A 17,914-nucleotide genomic window follows, 5' to 3' on the forward strand; every position below is an offset into this window, starting at 1 on the left:
GTTACCACCAAACTAAAAACATCTTTTGAAGCACACCATTAGGAAGCTTCACCCAACAAAGTGGAGAAAATTGACGGTCTAAATAGGGTTGAGATATTTCTAAAAATGAATTGTAATTTAACCAGTTAACTTGGGTATGTGGTGCAATTATCCAATCTATTTTCTTCGGAATATAAAATTTACAGTCGGAAAATTGCATTATGTTTTTCCGTGACAAATAAAAACCTGCAATACACTCTTGGTTTAAAGTTTTCAGCATAATATCTTCACCTAAAGGTATAAATAATTGCGCTTTAAAATAAACCAGCTGAGTAATTTCAGAAGCAATTAAATTCAGGTGTTCTAAGTACGGTTTGCAAGCCTTTGAGTAAAGTAAAGGCAATTGCTTTTGGCTTAGTTTCTTGAGTTTTTCAATTAAGGCATCTTTTCTATTAGGGCCGATAAAATGATCTATTTCAGAAACACCAACACTACTATCGTACAGATAAAACTTATAAATAACTTCAAGGTGAATGGGGTTTTCATCCTTTAAAAGTAAACAGTCTATTTCTCCTAAAGTAATTTTTTCGTCTTGAATTTGAAGGTTTTCACTTAAAATCTTAATCGTTGAGTTTTGTTTTAATTCAAAAGAAACTAAGCGTTCAATATATTTTCCAACACGAAGTGTGTCATCAATTTCTAAATCCATTTTTATCGATTCAGAATGTATCTCGAATTGTTGCATACCAAAAACTGCATCATTTTTCCATAAACAGGGTGTTTTTAAAAAACCTTCGTATCTGTCTTGGACGGTTTGGATGCGTTTTGTCATGAATTCACAGGGTTTTCATAAGCGATTAAATAAAAGAAGAGGGATTTGTTTAAAACCCAACCTTTTCTCGAACACGGTTCAATACATCATTAGCAACCGCTCGTGCTTTTTCGGCACCAATAGCTAATTTTGCGTCGATTTCATCTAAATTGTTCATGTAATAGCTGTAGAGTTCACGTTGTTTTGCAAACTTTTCTACAATTAACTCAAACAAGGCTTGTTTTGCGTGTCCATAGCCATAATTTCCGTTTTCGTAGTTGGCTTTCATGGTTGCAATTTGTGCCTCGGTGGCAAGTAAGCTGTAAATAGCAAAACAGTTGCAAGTACTCCAATCCTTTGGATCTTCAAGGGCTGTACTATCGGTTTCGATAGACATAATTTGCTTGCGTAACTTCTTATCGGTTAAAAATAAATTGATTGTGTTATTAGCACTTTTACTCATTTTACCTCCGTTGGTTCCAGGGATAAGCATGATGTTTTCTTGTATCTTACCTTCTGGTAATACAAAAGTTTCTCCCATTTTAGCATGAAAACGCGATGCTACATCACGTGTCATTTCTATATGTTGTAATTGGTCTTTTCCAACCGGAATAATATTGGCGTCGTATAATAAAATATCAGCAGCCATAAGCATTGGGTAAGTAAAAAGTCCTGCGTTTACATCTTCTAAACGGTCGGCTTTATCCTTGAAACTATGGGCTAAAGTTAAGCGTTGGTAAGGGAAGAAACAGCTTAAATACCACGATAATTCTGTGGTTTGCGGAATATCACTTTGGCGGTAAAACACCGTTTTTTCAACATCTAAACCAAAAGCTAGCCAAGTTGCAGCCGTAGAGTAGGTGTTTTCGCGTAACGTGGCTGCATCTTTAATTTGTGTTAAAGTATGCATGTTTGCGATAAATAAAAACGAATTATTTTCTGGGTCTTCGGCCATTTTTATTGCTGGAATTATAGCTCCTAAAATGTTGCCTAAGTGTGGTGTTCCTGTACTTTGTACGCCTGTAAGTATTCTTGCCATGTGCTCATTCCCTAGTTTTTGGGAATCTCGTTAAAATTAAACTCAATATTTTTATATGTAAGCAAAGGTAATTTTTTTAATAGAATTGCTCAATACAATTATGTATTTTTGGGTGCGATGAAGGTTTTTAAATATATTTTCTGGGTTTTATACCGCATTTGGTTTTATATATTGGTCGCTTTACCAATACTTATCTTGTTCCCGATACTGTTAGTCTCTATTGCCAAAGAATCGTGGTATCCACTTTTTTTTAGGTTAGCACGTTTTTGGGCTAAAATAATTTTAGTAGGTATGGGGTTTGTCTATAAAATTGAACGCGAACAAACTCCCGAACGCCATAAAAGCTATATGTTTATTGCCAACCATACTTCTATGGCTGATATTATGCTCATGTTGGTTTCGGTTAAAAACCCTTTTGTTTTTGTTGGAAAGGCTGAATTAGCTAAAATTCCACTATTCGGATTTTTCTATAAACGCACTTGTATTTTGGTGGATAGAAGTTCGCCTAAAAGTAGACAAGCTGTGTTTTTAAGAGCACAACGTAGACTGAAAACAGGAGTGAGTATTTGTATTTTTCCTGAAGGCGGTGTGCCGGATGAAGCAGTAGATTTAGATAGTTTTAAAGATGGCGCCTTCCGGTTGGCGATACACCATCAAATTCCAATTGTGCCCATTACTTTTGCCGATAATAAAAAACGTTTTTCTTATACTTTTTTTAGCGGAAGCCCAGGCAGAATGCGTGCTAAAATCCATAAGTTTATCCCAACCGAAGGTTTAACTATTCAGGACACTAAAACTTTGAATGGAAAAGCTCGTGAGGTTATTTTTAATCAACTGCAACGCTTTAAAAAGTAGAAACTGCCCTAAGTTTAATTAGAGCAGTTTCTGAAAATCACTTTCTGGTTAAAAGAAAATGAGTATTTAGATTAAATCAAAAACCTAAAATTTAATCGCTAACCCGGTGTAAACCCCCACAAAGAACGGTTGAAAATCACCAGAAGTATTTTCGAATGTGTTTATTTGATATTTAAGCATTGGCTCTAAGTTCAAATCTATTTTTTTTGTAACCTGATAATTTAACCCTAGTCCGAAATTGGCACTATAACTTACTTTATTAATATTATTAGCTTCACCTAAAAACGTACGACTACCCGTAGAACCTTCAGAATAGACTTCATTATTATTTAAAAATAACGAGCTAAATCCGCCAATAACATTGATGCCAAATTTGTTAGCCAAAACAGCATATTGCAATTCTAACGGCACTTCAATGTAGCCTAAACTCTGGTTTATAGAGGTACTTGATGTTTTTAGGAAATCTGCGGTACCTTTTTCGCTTAAGTTTCCAGCGTTAATAACTGATAAACTACTTGAAGGAGGGTAACTATCGCTAATCTCGTTGTTATTCGGGCGTACATTTTGTAACGTGCTTGATGTAGCACTAGAGCCAATAGATTGGTAAAGTAACACATCATTAGTGTTGTAGCCAAGATTTACGCGACTCACACCCGAACGCACACGAAGTCTTTTATTTACAGCATAACTTGCCGTAACGCCATAACTCATATTTATTTCGCCTGTTTTGGAGTTGTTATTAAGTTGAGGATCTATAGACGAACCTTTCCCGCCGGCATTGAAATATACTGGCGCAGCATTAGCCGCAAGACTCCATCGGTTTATTGGAGTGGTGTTTTCGGCAATATCTTTAACTTCATCTAAAGCCTCTTCAATTGTCATTTTAGTTTTAGCGGCTTTGTTGTTAGCTATGTTTTCTGGAGTTTCAGTAGTGTTTTTTGTTGTAGCCAAATAAGTAGCTTTGTTGGATGTTGAATTTGGGCTTGTAACTTCTTTTTTGTTATTTTCTTCTTCGGAAGTGTTTTTGGTTACGGCATTAGTGCTGTTGCTTTTGTTTAAAGATTGTTCTTTTTCTTCTTTGGAAGCAGTATAGGCTACTGATGTTTTATTTGAATTTTGTTGAATGTTGGATTTGTTGATTGATGATTTCACTCCAGGACTCAACGTTGATTTTGATGTATTTTGATGAGTATTGTTCGTTTTTTGATGGTTTTTATCTGTTTCTGAAGCATTATTTATGATATTTTCCGAAGTCTGATTTTTAGAAATAACTGCGTTCGTATCCTGTAATACTTCTTTAATTTGTTCACTTTGGTTGCTGTTGTTAGAAGAGCGTGTGGTTTCTGTATCAACAACTTGATGTAGGCTTTCGGAGTCTTCGCTTTGCGTGAAAAAAGAAGATCTGCCAATAGTTAAAAGTAAAATCAATGCAGCAGCAGCACCAGCATAACGCCACCAAATAGGAATTACGCGACGCTTTTTTTCGTCTTTATTAAGTTGTGCTTCTATGTTTTTCCAGACAGCATCTGTTGGCATGGCTTCAAAATCTTTTAAGCCTTCCTGAAAAATTCGGTCTATATGTTTTTTATCACGCATTATAATGATTGCAAACTAGTTGCGGTTTTATGGGTTTCTATAGTTTGTTTCAAAATCTGACGGGCACGCGCTAAGTTAGATTTTGAAGTGCCTATATTTATTTTTAGCATTTCTGCGATGTCTTTATGCGAATAACCATCTAGTACATACAGGTTAAAAACGAGTCGGTATCTGTCGGGTAATTCTTGAATAATGCGCAGTAAATAATCAATAGAAAGGTCGGTGTCATCAATATCGACTTCCACATCTTCAATGGTGTTTTCGTTTATAATATCGAAAACTTTTTCATTTCGGTAGCGCTGCATTACCGTGTTTACTGTAATACGTTTTAGCCAACCTTCAAAAGAACCTTTATTTTTAAATTGGTCTATTTTTTTGAAAATGGTTAAAAAAGCGTCCTGCAAATTATCTTCTGCTTCGGTATAATTACGCGAATACTTAAGGCACACAGAGAAAAGTTTACTCGCAAAGCGTTTGTAAAGTTCTCCCTGTGCCTTAGTATCGTTAGTTTTACAATTTTCTATGAGTTGATTTAAACTCAAAATTAAACACGTGTTAATTAATAATTAGTTCGCTTCTACAACGGGTACTTCAATGGTGATATATTCGTCTTCACCTTCAGCATCTTCGCCAGTCCAAAACTTAAATATATAAGAGCCATTGCCTGTTACAACAAAGTTAAACGTATTTTCTACTAAAACATCGTCTTGTGTTTCGCAATCGTCGCGTTCAAAAACATAATTTATTGGCGCAACAGTGCGGATATTATTGTTTTTACGATAGTAAAACTCTCTAAAGGTATGGCACGTGGAAGGTTGATAGTATGACACCGTAATAGGGTAGGTTTCGCCTAAGGTAAACTCGTCTGGTATTACTACGCTTTCTACAGGTAAAATCTCAAAACTATAGTTTGTACCGTCGTCATCGATGCTACATGACGCTAAAATTAGCGTTAAACATATAAGAAGTAACTTTTTCATTTCAATAATTATTTAAATTAATAAATAGGGTTTTTGTTTAATAGATGCGCATTTTATTAAAAGGTTGCGTAATAAACAGGCATTAATTTTTAGTTTGAAATGTGTTAGCAGTTGTACGTTTTTAAGCAAAAAAAAATCCCGAATATATCGGGATTTTAATGTTTTCAGTAAAAAAGTGTTCCTTATTTCAGGTTTTCTTTAATAGCGACTTTTATTTTTTGTTCTAACTCGTCAAAAAGCTCTGGATTGTCTTTTATAATAGCTTTTACGGCATCTCTACCTTGTCCTAATTTGGTTTCATCATAACTAAACCAAGAACCGCTTTTCTTTACAATTTCGTATTCTACAGCAACATCAAGAATTTCACCAACTTTACTTACGCCTTCACCGTACATAATATCGAATTCGGCCATTTTAAATGGTGGAGCAACTTTATTTTTTACAACTTTTACTCTGGTTTTGTTACCTAAAACATCGCCATTGCTATTCTTAATTTGTGTTGAACGACGAATATCTAAACGTACAGAAGCATAGAATTTTAATGCGTTACCACCTGTTGTTGTTTCTGGGTTACCGAACATAACACCAATTTTTTCACGTAATTGGTTAATGAAAATTACAGTACAATTTGTTTTACTAATAGATCCTGTAAGTTTACGTAAGGCTTGCGACATTAAACGGGCGTGTAATCCCATTTTAGAATCTCCCATTTCACCTTCAATTTCACTTTTAGGTGTTAATGCAGCAACAGAATCGATTACTACAATATCAATAGCGCCAGAACGAATTAAGTTATCGGCAATTTCTAATGCTTGCTCACCATTATCTGGTTGAGAAATAATTAAATTATCAATATCTACACCTAATTTTTCAGCATAAAAACGATCGAAAGCGTGCTCTGCATCAATAAAAGCAGCAATTCCGCCTGCTTTTTGAGCTTCGGCAATAGCGTGTAACGTTAATGTGGTTTTACCCGACGATTCTGGTCCGTATATTTCAATAACACGGCCTCGTGGATATCCACCAACGCCTAATGCGATATCTAAGCCTAAAGAACCTGAAGGAATAGCTTCAACGTCTTGAATAGCGGCATCGCTCATTTTCATTACCGTACCTTTTCCGTAGGCTTTGTCTAGTTTATCTAAAGTAAGTTTTAGGGCTTTTAATTTCGCTTCTTTTTCGCTGCTCATTATATATTTTTTTTCTGAAGATTTGTCTGCTAAAATACTACATCTTTTGGGAGAACACAATAATAGTTTTCAACATAATTTAGATTGTAATAGGGTTGATTTATTGGTTTTTGGAAGAAAATGAAACTATTTACGCAACCTTTTAGTTTGTTTTGCATCTATTAAATGAAAAAGGGAAAATTGTTTGCTGTGAAATTTAACAAACGAGCACTTGATAACGACTAGCTCAAACTATTTTAATAGCACTTAGATATTTATTATTTAGGTGCTTTTTTTATGCGGTTTATTGGTTGTAGGAAAATTTGATGTTGTAAGTGAGTTAGGGGTTTTAAAAAAAGCATATATTTATAAAGTTAAATAAGTATATGGATGGGATTTATCTAGAAAAAGTAAGCTTATCCCTCCTTTTTAATTTATTATAGACGAATTATTAATCCATATAATTAAGTTGGCAACAAGCTGAAAAAACACTTTCGGCACATTTAAAATTTTCCTTAAACACATCAAAATGTAATATTATTTAACTCACAGTTAATTTTTTTACGTTTTTTCTTGTGTAATTGAATTATCCATTCTATATTTGCATCATAGTTCTTTGAAAGAGTTTTGAAAATTGAAGTAATTAAATTCAAAAACAATTAAAGTGTATTAAGTTACACAACCAATTATGGTTCTATTGGCGACAGCACATCCAGTCACACGCGTTAACGCTATTGATGAAATGTTATAAACTGATTTAGGCAACCCCTAAAAACGTTAGAAGTCATATTCTGAAAAGAGTAATACCAATAACTGCTATTCTATTAAATCTTTTAATAAAGGCAAGAATAATTTTGGGGTGATAATGTGGGCAACGCATATTGAATTTAATTACGAGCGTATTGTAAATAGGCAAGGGACAATTCCGTCTCTAATTAAATCTATTAAATTATGCGTAGAAGCACAGATTATCAAAACATCGATAGCCTTATATTGAATATAAGGGCTATCCTTTCCGAGGACCGTTGTTCATTATCGGAAGAAGAAAAAGTTCAATTAAATAACACTATTAGTTATTTAGAAAACTCTAAAAAAGTAGACGTTGAAAAACCTATTGATTGGAGTATTGTTTTTAAAGCAGTTGAAATACTTTTAAAGGTATTTACCAACCTTGAAAACTTGAATGATTTTTTTTAACTGACACCCCTTAATTTTTTTAAAATCAAATAATATGGACTTAGGACTTGCAATAAAATCGATTAGAAAACAAAAAGGTTTAAAACAAAACCAATTTGCTGAGCTTTGCGAAATTACACCTTCGTACTTATCGCAAATAGAGAATAACAATAAGGAACCTAATCTTTCTATTTTAAAGATTATTTCTAATAACCTTGGAACACCATTACCAATTTTATTCTTTTTATCATTAGATAATGATGATATAAATCCAGAAAAAAAGGAAGCTTTTAAGATGATTGCACCTTCTATAAAATCATTGGTTAATCAGTTTTTCGCTGTGTAATGATTAAATCAACTAAGCATCTCGCCTATTCATTGCAAGTTGATTTCAAAGAAATTCAATCCATAATACAAAATATAGATAATCATTATCGAGAAAAGATTGTCATAAAATTGGACAAGTTTGGAAAGCCAAAACTTGATAAAAATGGAATTCCCAAACAAAGAATTATAAATCCGAGTATTAATAGGCTTAAAGTAATTCAAAAAAGAATCCAAAAAAATATACTTTTAAAGATAGAATTACCGCCTTATGCATTTGGTGCTGTTAAAGGAAAAGACAATGTCGATAATGCTAAACAGCATCAAGGAAAAAAATATAAATTCACAACTGATTTAAAAGATTTTTTTCCTTCTATTACTAATAAAGCTGTTAATGAAATGTTCGTTAGCCAAGGTTTCTCTTATCAAGTTTCTGGTATTTTAACTAAACTCACTACATTCAAAGGAAAAATTCCACAAGGAGCACCAACGTCATCTACGCTTGCCAATTTAGTTTTTATGAAAACTGGAGACGTTTTGTATGAATATGCTCAGCAACACAATATGACATTTACATCTTTTGTTGACGATATGACTTTTTCATCTGCAAATGACTTTAAAGCAAAGCTTCCTGAAATATTAGAGATTATTACAGCTGAATATAAAATAAGCCACAAAAAGACCAATTACTCAAGAAACCCAAATATTACTGGATTGCATCCAATGAACAACCACTTAAAATTACCTAAGTCGTTTATGGATAAATTGGAATCAACTGAAGAAAGAACACCTGAACAAAATGCAGGTTTATTAATGTATAAAGAGAAGATTTCAAAAGCTAATTACGGAAAAAAGCCAGTTGCCAACAAAGTACTGTGCTAAAAAATAGGTGAAACTCACTAAATTACTCCAACAGTTATTATCGTAAATCAGACTTGACTTGTAATAACAATCGCTGGTTTTTCATTCTTTTTTCAGTAAAGGCTTTTCTTTTTTGGATAGGTAACGTTTATTGTAAGTTAATTTGTTTATAACTATCCAAGCCTCGGCAAACACTCGCGCTAGGGATTGAACGGTATGTTTGAAATCCTTTTTGTTTTTCCTTTAAAAACAAAAAGATTGAGTAGTGAAAGCCCGACCCTTTTCGGGTAGCGCCCAAAATAGTGTTGTTATACTGTTAAGTTATTTTGAAAATATTATCTTTGTGGCTTAAAATAATTTCTTAACCTTAAAAACTTAGTATAGCATGCAACTGTACAACAAATTAAGCGCCGAAGAAAGAGCTGAATTAATTGACAACGCAGGAAAAAGTCGATTAACACTTTCTTTTTATCAGTATGCCAAAATTGGCAATCCACAAATTTTTAGAGATCATTTGTTTTTAACTTGGGACCCGATGGAGGTTTTAGGCAGAATTTACGTGGCCCACGAGGGTATTAACGGACAATTATCTTTACCAGCCGATCGATTTAACGAGTTTAAAGCGCATTTGGATACCATAGATTTTTTGAAAGATATTCGATTAAATATTGCCGTAGAGCAGGATAATAAGTCGTTTTTGAAGTTGAAAGTAAAAGTGCGTAACAAAATAGTTGCCGATGGTTTAAATGATGATACGTTTGATGTGCGTAATATTGGTGTGCATGTAGATGCTGGGAAATTTAATGATTTAATTGAAGATGAAAACACCGTTTTGGTGGATATGCGAAACCATTATGAGAGTGAAATTGGGCATTTTAAAAATGCTGTAACACCAGATGTGGATACGTTTAGAGAATCTTTAGATATTATTGAAGACGATTTAAAAGCGCACAAAGAAGATAAAAATTTAGTGATGTATTGCACTGGCGGAATTCGTTGTGAAAAGGCGAGTGCGTATTTTAAGCATAAAGGATTTAAAAATGTTTTTCAGTTGGAAGGTGGTATTATTGAATACACGCGCCAAGTGAAGGAGGACAAGCTTGAGAACAAGTTTTTAGGTCAAAATTTTGTGTTTGATGAGCGACGTGCTGAGCGTATTAGCGACGATGTTATTGCAAATTGTCACCAATGCGGAACACCATTTGATGTACATACAAACTGTGCTAACGAGGCTTGCCACTTGCTATTTATACAGTGTGATAATTGTAAAACGGAAATGGATAGTTGTTGTTCTACAGCTTGTAAAGAAATACACGCTTTGCCTTACGAGGAACAAAAAGAACTTCGCAAAGGACAAGGAAATAGCAACGATATTTTCAAGAAAGGTCGTGCCGATCACTTACCGTATAAAAAGGATTTACGCAACATTTTTGATGTTTTGAAACCTCAAAAAGAGGCGTAGTAAATGGTTTTACTTTGAAATATTAATTCTGAAATAGAAAAGCCGCTCTACAATTAGAGCGGCTTTTTATATTCTAAAATTTGATGTTTATGAAATTAATCTAAGTGATAAATTTCCATGATATCTTTTAAGTATTTTTCGAAATCAATTTTTAAATCGATTAATTTTCCGGTGTGCACATCGAAAACCCAACCGTGAACTTTTAAACCCCTATCGCGGTAAGCCTTTTGTACTGCTGCGGTTTTTATCAAGTTTACACATTGTTCTTTTACGTTTAATTCTACTAAGCGATCGTATTTTTCTTCTTCGTCTGTAATAGCGTTAAGCTCATCTTTGTGTATGCGATAAACGTCGCGAATATTACGAAGCCAACCATTTAATACGCCTAAATCGGCAGATTGCATGGCTGCTTTTACGCCACCACAGGCATAATGACCACAAACCACAACGTGATTTACTTTAAGGTGGGTTACGGCATACTCTACCACGCTCATAGCATTGAAATCAGTACCGGAAACCATGTTTGCAATATTACGATGTACAAAAACCTCACCTGGACCTAAGCCCATTAAGTCTTCGGCTGTTACACGGCTATCACTGCAACCAATGTAGAGTAATTCTGGACTTTGCCCTTTTCCTAAGTCGTCAAAATAGGTTTCAGAAGTGGCTAATTGTCGCTTAATCCAAGCTTCATTATTTTTAAATACATTATCTAAATTCATTGGTAGTAGAAGTGTTGTTTTATTATTTTCAGCGGAAGCGAAAATAGGTTAATCTGTGTCTTTTAAGTTGTCCTTAACCCATTGGATACAGGATTTAAATGTTTTAAAAATGTGTTCGTTTGGTATAAAATCTGGAATAATATCAATACGTTCCATCATGTATCTTGGCTGTTTTAGTAGGCCAACAAACAGGACTTCAATATTATTCTTTTTAAGTTCCTGAAGCATATCTTCCATAGCATATAAGCCGGACTGATCCATATATTGCATACGGCCAAGGCGTAAAATAACTGTTCGTGCTGTACTTGGAATTTGAAGTGATAAGGCTTGAAAGTCACTGGTAGAGCCAAAAAACAAAGGACCTTTAAGGTGTTTAATGAAAACTTGATCTTTTAAATCTTGAGGGAAACCAACTTCGTCGTCCCAGACTTCTTCTTTTAATGTTTTTACATCGGAACGTTCGGCGGTTAAATCACCAATTTTTTTCATGAACATTAAAGATGCAATAATAAGGCCAATACCAACAGCATAGATTAAATCCCAAAAAGTTGATAATACTAATACAACAAGCATAATTAATACTTCTGAACTTAGTTTTAAAGGGCCTAATTTGATGTCTTTTGGTAGACTAGGAATGGCTTTTAAACCTTTATAATCCATAACGCCAATACCAACGGTAACTAAAATACCCGCTAAAACTGCCGCAGGAATTTTGGAAGCTACAGGGCCAAGGGCTAACATAATCACTAAAAGCATGATACCGGCAATCATTCCAGAGAGTTTTGTTTTTCCACCTGCATTGATGTTTACAACGGTTCTAATGGTTGCGCCGGCTCCCGGAATGCCTCCAAAAATAGAACCGATAGAATTACCAATACCTTGGCCAATTAATTCTTTGTTTGGCTTGTGTTTGGTTTTTGTCATATTATCGGCAACTACGCTGGTAAGTAAAGAATCTATGGCACCCAATAAGGCTAAAGTTAAAGCTGTAAATATATACGGCGTTATACTTCCAATATTGAAATTGGTAAATATTTCAAGATGCGGAATAGGGATACCGCCTGGGATTTCAGAAATTGGGCGGTAAGGTAATCCGAAGCCAAAAGCAACTCCAGAAACCACAATTAAGGCAACTAGTGTGCTTGGTATAGATTTGGTAATACGCTTAAAACCGTAAATAATAAATATAGTAGCAAGTGCTAAAGCAAATTCCAACCAATTGATGTTTTGTAAGGCACGTGGCATTACTTTTATGGCGCCAACGGTACCAGAAGCTTCTTTTGCGGCTAAGGTTTGAGACTCGTTTAATATTTGTTCTGGAGTAATGGCATTGGCTTGTGTAATGGTTTCTTTGAAATTTTCAAGAACCAAAATGCCTTCGCCTGCTTCTTCTTTAAGAATATTTTCAAGAATAACTTCCTCGGCTAGAGGTTTGAATTGTTCAACAAATTCGGTGTCTTCTTTTGGATAGTATCCAATTGCAGGTAAAATTTGTGTTAGTAATATAATAACACCAATGGCCGTCATGAAGCCAGAAACTACAGGATAAGGGATGTATCTGATGTATTTTCCGAGTCCTAAAAGGCCTAAACCTACTTGCATTATTCCCGCTAATAAGAAAACGGTTAAAATGGCTGGCATGGCTTTTTCTACGCTGCCATCGTTTGCTGCAACCATTCCTGCGATAATAACGATACTAACAGCGGTCATCGGGGCGGTTGGTCCAGAAATTTGTGTACTAGTACCTCCAAAAAGTGCTGCGAAAAAACTAATAAATATTGCGCCATACAGGCCTGCTTCTGGGCCTAAACCTGACGACACTCCAAATGCTAGTGCAAGTGGTAGTGCAACAATTCCAGCGGTAATTCCTCCAAAGGCATCACCTTTAATGTTTGAAAATAGTTTCTTCATATACAAATATTTAACTTTGCTCTAAGGTAGCTTAATTTTTAATATCGCAAAAAAGATATCCTTTTTTTTAGAAATTCACAAAAGCAATAACATTAATTTGGTCGCGCCCTGTGGTTTCAAAAAACTGATTCATGTATCCAAGTTCTAATCTTAGCTTTTCAGAAAAGGTATAACCTAGTCCGCCATAAACCCTATTTCTGTCAAATACCGATGATTTTGTATTTAAAAAAATCTCGTTGTAAGCTGATAAGTATAATGGGTTTTTTCCATTTTCTTTATACTGAAGCGGTACTTTAATACCTAAAAAATAACGGAGGCGCAGTTTAAAATCGTCTTCAACAAAGCGTTGTTCAAAACGGTATCGGTGGCTTAAACCTATTTTTCCAATATTTTGTTTTGTTGTGAATTGTTGAAAAATACGATGCTCGTTAACCGATTCTTTTTCGTCTGTATCTCCAATATAATTTTCCGATAGAATATAGCCGTATCCTAGTAAAATGTTGTTTTTTTCGGTGATGTTATAGCCTAATCCGGTACGTAAAAGCAGTTGTTCTAAATCGCCAACAGCATTATAATTTCTGTACTGTACTTCGTTATGAATATTCCATTTGCTATCCAGTTTCTTGTTGCCGATGTAAATAAGCCAATTGCCTAAATCGCTTTCTTGAGCCTGAGTAAATAATGGTAGCATTAACACTAAAGTTAGTGCTACCATATTCAACTTCTTTTTCATCATTTTTTTACACATATGGGTTTAGTAAAAATTTACGGCTCCTGTATTAATATCATACATAGCACCAATAATTTTTATTTCACCATTTTTTTCCATTTCAGTAAGTATCGGACTTTCAGCATGGATTCTGTCAATAGTTAACTCTACGTTCTTTTTAGATACGCTATCTACGAAATCTAAATTTTTAGAGGTTCTTTGGCTTTCATCTTTAGGTTCTGTAACGGCATTAACGGCTGGTGTAATTTTTTCAATTAATTTAGTCAGGTTGCCCATTTCAGCATGATCGCAAGCGCCTTTTATTGCACCACAACTAGTGTGTCCTAATACTACAATTAATTTAGTGCCTGCAAGTTTACAAGCAAATTCCATGCTTCCTAAAATATCTTCGTTTACAAAGTTTCCTGCAATACGAACGCTAAAAACATCGCCTAATCCTTGGTCAAAAACTAATTCTGCTGAAACTCTAGAATCGATACAACTTAATATGGTTGCAAACGGAAACTGCCCGTCGCTAGTATCATTAACTTGTTCTAAAAGATTTCTATTCGCTTTTAAATTTCCTTGAAATCTTTGATTTCCTTCTTTTAAAAAATCGATTGCTTTTTGTGGGGTTAATGTTGCTTGAGTTTCTCTTGTGTGTGCTTTCATGATATGTTTTTTTAAGGTTAAATAGCTTGTTTTTGTGTGTTACTGGTTATAAATAAAGAGATATTTACTTTATTTATAACATCTTTAATTTCAGATTTTTCAGACTTAGACTCTGTGTTGTTATCTCTATTTATAAGTAACAGATTTACCTGGTTTTTCTCTAAATAATGTGATAGATTTTTAATTGTATTATCATTTTTTTCAAATACGTAATCTATAGTTTTATTTGTTGAATTGCTGGTTTGTGCTGCTTTTTGGTCGGCATTGCTAACAATGTTAAACGATTTTAGCGGTGTGTTGGTTTGTGCTAATAAATCGTTGGTTATAGCGGTGTTAGATGTTGTTGTGTTTCCGTTAAGAAAACCAATATGCAAATCGCTTTCTGGCTCTAAACCGTTTTCGCTAGAAGCAATCATTACCGTGCCATTGTAAGTTTTTAGAATGAAATCGGTTACGTTATCACCTGCAATTTTTAGTGTTTTAGATTGTCGTTGGCCTAAAACAATAATATCTGGGTTCGATGTTTTTATATATGCTTCAATTTCAGATTTTACATGCCCCATACCTACACGAGATGTAATATTTACATTGTAGTTTTCTGCAAAAGGATTTAAAACCGTTGCCAGTTGATTTCTCGCTTGGTTTTGCTCTTCATTTATAGTACGCATGGCCGATAATTGGCTGTCGCTCGCAATAACGTCGGTTGCTTTTTTTACATGAAATAAATCGACTTTAGCATTTATTAATTTAGATAAACTAACAGCACTTTTTACGGTGCTGTTAGTGTGCTTCTTAAGATCGGCAAGCACTAAGATTTTTAGTTTTTTCATAGTGCATTAGCTTAAACTTAAGTTTGATTTTTCTCTTTCGTTGAAAAATTTAATAAAACTCGATGGGTTGTCAACAATACCACGTTTAGAAACTAATTTGATATCGATGTTTCTTTCTTCAGCTTTAAAAAGGAAATCTTCTAAAATTTCGATGATATCGTTGTCTAAATAACGTGTTTTAATCAGGTTGATTTCTAACTGAGTATCAATAGGTAAACTATCTAATTCTTTTAAAATTGCACCTTTATTGAAAAATGTAACTTCTTCAGCAAGGGTCATTTTTATTTTATGTTTTCCGTTACTATTATCTTCAATATGAAGGAAATGTGAGTTTTGGTAACTTTTTAAAAGAATAACAACTACACCTACAGCAAGACCTAAACCAATACCCCAAAGTAAATCGATAAATACAATGCCTAAAACGGTTACGGTAAACGGAATAGATTGTTTCCATCCCATTTTATGCATTTTCACAAATAAACTTGGCTTGGCTAGTTTGTAACCTACAACAAGTAAAATTGCTGCTAAAACCGATAAAGGAATCATGTTTAATAACTTCGGAATAACCACTACTGATATTAATAATAAAAATCCGTGGATGATGGTAGACATTTTAGACATACCTCCCGATTGAATGTTTGCTGAACTACGTACAATTACTTGTGTAATAGGTAAACCTCCAATTAAACCAACAATAATGTTTCCGGTACCTTGCGCTAATAACTCACGGTTGGTTGGTGTTACATTTTTATGCGGATCTAATTTATCGGTAGCTTCAACACTTAACAATGTTTCTAAACTAGCTACTAATGCAATTGTAAAGGCAATAACCCAAACATCTGGATTGGCTATGGCTGCAAAATTTGGAAAACTAAATTGGCCAATGAATGATGCAAAATCATCTGGAATAGGGACACTTACTAAGTGTGTTGATGCAATACTTAAAGTATCGTGGTCTTGGGTTAAAGCAAAATAGATAATACCAACCACTACGGCTACTAATGGGCCTTGAATTACGGTAAATATTTTTGCTTTTTTAGCTAAAACTTTATCCCAAAAAAGGATAATACCTAAACCTACTAGGCCTATAACTAGTGAGCCTAAAATAAGGTTGTCTGTAATATTTAGTATAGCAGAAAATGTGTTTTCTCCCGAAGCTTCCACAAAACTATCAGCACCTTCTACTTCGGCATCATAACCAAAAAAGTGAGGAATTTGCTTTAAGATGATGATGATACCAATACCGGTTAACATCCCTTTAATAACTGAAGATGGAAAATAATAACCAATAACACCAGCTTTTAATATTCCAAAAACAATTTGAATAACACCTCCTAAAACCACCGCAACCAAGAAGTTTTCATAACCTCCTAAAGTGCCAATGGCAGTTAAAACAATGGCTGCTAATCCGGCAGCAGGACCACTAACCCCAAGGTTAGATCCACTTAAACTCCCTACAACAACACCGCCTACAACACCGGCAATAACTCCTGAAAATAGTGGCGCACCACTTGCTAATGCAATACCTAAACACAATGGTAATGCAACGAAAAACACGACTATACTCGCTGGAAAGTCGTTCTTAATATTTTTAAACATAATGTATTCACTTAGACTAAAAAGCATGGCTTTTTAGTGATTTTAATAATTTTTTTGATAAATCGGATGGGACAAAACTATCCACTGACTAAAATATTATTAAGCGAATTTTGGGGGAGGAGAAATTAAATTAAGGTACGGTTTCGAGTAGTCTTTAAGATAATAGCTTAAGAGGTTTTTTTCTTCTTTTAAGCATAAGAACTCTTCGTTGTCCGTATTTTCTAAAATAAAGTTTTTAACGTTTTTACTTTTACCGTTGCCATGTTCTTCTTCTTCTGCGGTGCTGTAAAATAAGGATACATCAATAGAATCATCTACCATAGAGATGATGGTTGGTGCTGATAAAAACACCAGGAAATTTAATAAAAAGAAGATAGAAACAAGGTTTCTTGGCATTTATTATAAATTTAATAAGCCACAAATATAGTTCTTAAAATCGATGTATTTAAAATAAAAGTATTAAAAAGCTGTTAAGATTTTGATGTCTTTATCGGTAATCCAACCGGTTTGGCCGTCTGATAATTTTATTTTTTTCCAATTATTAACCGAGTCAATAACCTGTACTTTAGTGCCTTCGTGTAATCTAAAAACTTCTTCGCCACGGGCATTAGGTTCACTTTTTATTTGACTTTCTTGTGCAAAAACAATAGCGGGGTTATCTTTTTTGTCTAAAGCATATTTTTGAAAGGCAAAAGCTAACGTGATGCATAATGAAATTAAAGATAGAATACTGCCTATAAATGCTAAGCGCTTACGGCCCGTAGAGTACGCGAAATAATACAGTAAAAACAAAATAACAAAGGCAAACACTAAACCAATAGTTGTTTTTGCCCAACCATCAAAAGACATGCTGTGAGTAATGTTTTTAAATAATTTTGAAAAACCAACTTCAGGCACTACACTAATGGCATCAACGGTCATGTTTTTAGCGAATGCGAGGTTGTTTTTAATGTCTTTATCGTTTGGCGCTAGTTGTAGGGCTTTTTCATAATAAAAAATGCTAGGCGCTACGTTATTGAGTTTATAATGTGCATTGGCCAAATTGTAGTATAGTTCGGCAGAATGTTTTTTCGTTTTTAAAACGGTAGTGTATTTTTCAATAGCTTCCGCATATTTTCCATCGTTGTAAAGGGCGTTTCCTTGTTCAAAAAGGGCATTGTTTTGAGCAAATACTCCAAAACAGAACAAAAACGAAAGTATGTATAGTAAATGTTTCATA

At 34.2% G+C, this 17,914-nt stretch carries 19 protein-coding genes; 5 read left to right on the forward strand and 14 right to left on the reverse strand.

What is annotated here, in order from left to right; translation table 11 throughout:
- Window position 1 precedes the first annotated feature (1 nt).
- Complete coding sequence (locus QWY92_RS06395; protein ID WP_290269476.1) at window positions 2-811, reverse strand: DUF1853 family protein; 810 nt, start codon at window positions 809-811, stop codon at window positions 2-4.
- Between the two features lie 49 nt (window positions 812-860).
- Window positions 861-1,829 carry a tryptophan--tRNA ligase gene (gene trpS, locus QWY92_RS06400; RefSeq protein ID WP_290269478.1) on the reverse strand — a complete coding sequence of 323 codons (969 nt, stop codon included), beginning with the start codon at window positions 1,827-1,829 and terminating at the stop codon, window positions 861-863.
- Window positions 1,830-1,946: 117 nt separating this feature from the next.
- Between trpS and QWY92_RS06405 the strand changes: the two genes are divergently transcribed.
- A complete protein-coding gene (locus tag QWY92_RS06405; protein ID WP_290269480.1) occupies window positions 1,947-2,684 on the forward strand; it encodes a lysophospholipid acyltransferase family protein in 738 nt (245 codons plus the stop codon).
- A gap of 84 nt (window positions 2,685-2,768) precedes the next feature.
- Here the strand turns inward: QWY92_RS06405 and QWY92_RS06410 are convergent, their stop codons facing one another.
- The 4 genes from QWY92_RS06410 to recA form a co-directional block, all read right to left on the reverse strand.
- The gene (locus QWY92_RS06410) at window positions 2,769-4,280 is read right to left on the reverse strand and encodes a hypothetical protein (protein ID WP_290269482.1); all 1,512 of its coding nucleotides are present in this window, start codon (window positions 4,278-4,280) and stop codon (window positions 2,769-2,771) included.
- A complete protein-coding gene (locus QWY92_RS06415; RefSeq protein ID WP_290269483.1) occupies window positions 4,280-4,822 on the reverse strand; it encodes an RNA polymerase sigma factor in 543 nt (180 codons plus the stop codon). Before QWY92_RS06415 ends, QWY92_RS06410 begins: the two co-directional genes overlap by 1 nt.
- A gap of 24 nt (window positions 4,823-4,846) precedes the next feature.
- Window positions 4,847-5,260, reverse strand: a complete 414-nt coding sequence (locus QWY92_RS06420) for a hypothetical protein (protein WP_290269485.1) — start codon at window positions 5,258-5,260, stop codon at window positions 4,847-4,849.
- Between the two features lie 182 nt (window positions 5,261-5,442).
- Complete coding sequence (recA, locus tag QWY92_RS06425) at window positions 5,443-6,450, reverse strand: recombinase RecA (RefSeq protein WP_290269487.1); 1,008 nt, start codon at window positions 6,448-6,450, stop codon at window positions 5,443-5,445.
- A 930-nt stretch (window positions 6,451-7,380) separates the two neighbouring features.
- Here recA and QWY92_RS06430 point away from each other — a divergent pair.
- From QWY92_RS06430 to trhO, 4 genes are all read left to right on the forward strand, one after another.
- Window positions 7,381-7,626, forward strand: coding sequence for a hypothetical protein (locus QWY92_RS06430; protein WP_290269489.1), 246 nt, complete (start codon window positions 7,381-7,383; stop codon window positions 7,624-7,626).
- Window positions 7,627-7,660: 34 nt separating this feature from the next.
- Complete coding sequence (locus QWY92_RS06435; protein WP_290269491.1) at window positions 7,661-7,951, forward strand: helix-turn-helix domain-containing protein; 291 nt, start codon at window positions 7,661-7,663, stop codon at window positions 7,949-7,951.
- The gene (locus QWY92_RS06440) at window positions 7,951-8,811 is read left to right on the forward strand and encodes a reverse transcriptase family protein (RefSeq protein WP_290269493.1); all 861 of its coding nucleotides are present in this window, start codon (window positions 7,951-7,953) and stop codon (window positions 8,809-8,811) included. Before QWY92_RS06435 ends, QWY92_RS06440 begins: the two co-directional genes overlap by 1 nt.
- Window positions 8,812-9,175: 364 nt before the next feature.
- Window positions 9,176-10,252, forward strand: coding sequence for an oxygen-dependent tRNA uridine(34) hydroxylase TrhO (trhO, locus tag QWY92_RS06445; RefSeq protein WP_290269494.1), 1,077 nt, complete (start codon window positions 9,176-9,178; stop codon window positions 10,250-10,252).
- Between the two features lie 95 nt (window positions 10,253-10,347).
- Here the strand turns inward: trhO and QWY92_RS06450 are convergent, their stop codons facing one another.
- From QWY92_RS06450 to QWY92_RS06485, 8 genes are all read right to left on the reverse strand, one after another.
- Window positions 10,348-10,974 (reverse strand): carbonic anhydrase, encoded by a 627-nt coding sequence (locus QWY92_RS06450; RefSeq protein WP_290269497.1) that lies wholly within the window; start codon window positions 10,972-10,974, stop codon window positions 10,348-10,350.
- Window positions 10,975-11,022: 48 nt separating this feature from the next.
- Window positions 11,023-12,885, reverse strand: coding sequence for a SulP family inorganic anion transporter (locus QWY92_RS06455; RefSeq protein WP_290269499.1), 1,863 nt, complete (start codon window positions 12,883-12,885; stop codon window positions 11,023-11,025).
- A 67-nt stretch (window positions 12,886-12,952) separates the two neighbouring features.
- Entirely contained in the window at window positions 12,953-13,618 is a 666-nt protein-coding gene (locus tag QWY92_RS06460) for a DUF2490 domain-containing protein (RefSeq protein ID WP_290270004.1), read from the reverse strand.
- Between the two features lie 21 nt (window positions 13,619-13,639).
- A complete protein-coding gene (locus QWY92_RS06465) occupies window positions 13,640-14,266 on the reverse strand; it encodes a carbonic anhydrase family protein (protein ID WP_290269501.1) in 627 nt (208 codons plus the stop codon).
- A 17-nt stretch (window positions 14,267-14,283) separates the two neighbouring features.
- On the reverse strand, window positions 14,284-15,096 hold the full coding sequence (locus QWY92_RS06470; protein ID WP_290269503.1) for a universal stress protein: 813 nt from the start codon (window positions 15,094-15,096) through the stop codon (window positions 14,284-14,286).
- Between the two features lie 6 nt (window positions 15,097-15,102).
- A complete protein-coding gene (locus QWY92_RS06475) occupies window positions 15,103-16,695 on the reverse strand; it encodes a SulP family inorganic anion transporter (protein ID WP_290270006.1) in 1,593 nt (530 codons plus the stop codon).
- Between the two features lie 99 nt (window positions 16,696-16,794).
- Window positions 16,795-17,091, reverse strand: a complete 297-nt coding sequence (locus QWY92_RS06480; RefSeq protein WP_290269505.1) for a hypothetical protein — start codon at window positions 17,089-17,091, stop codon at window positions 16,795-16,797.
- 63 nt (window positions 17,092-17,154) lie between these two features.
- The gene (locus tag QWY92_RS06485; protein WP_290269507.1) at window positions 17,155-17,913 is read right to left on the reverse strand and encodes a tetratricopeptide repeat protein; all 759 of its coding nucleotides are present in this window, start codon (window positions 17,911-17,913) and stop codon (window positions 17,155-17,157) included.
- Window position 17,914 lies beyond the last annotated feature (1 nt).

The organism is Algibacter miyuki (genome assembly GCF_030409805.1).
Lineage (GTDB): Bacteria > Bacteroidota > Bacteroidia > Flavobacteriales > Flavobacteriaceae > Algibacter > Algibacter miyuki.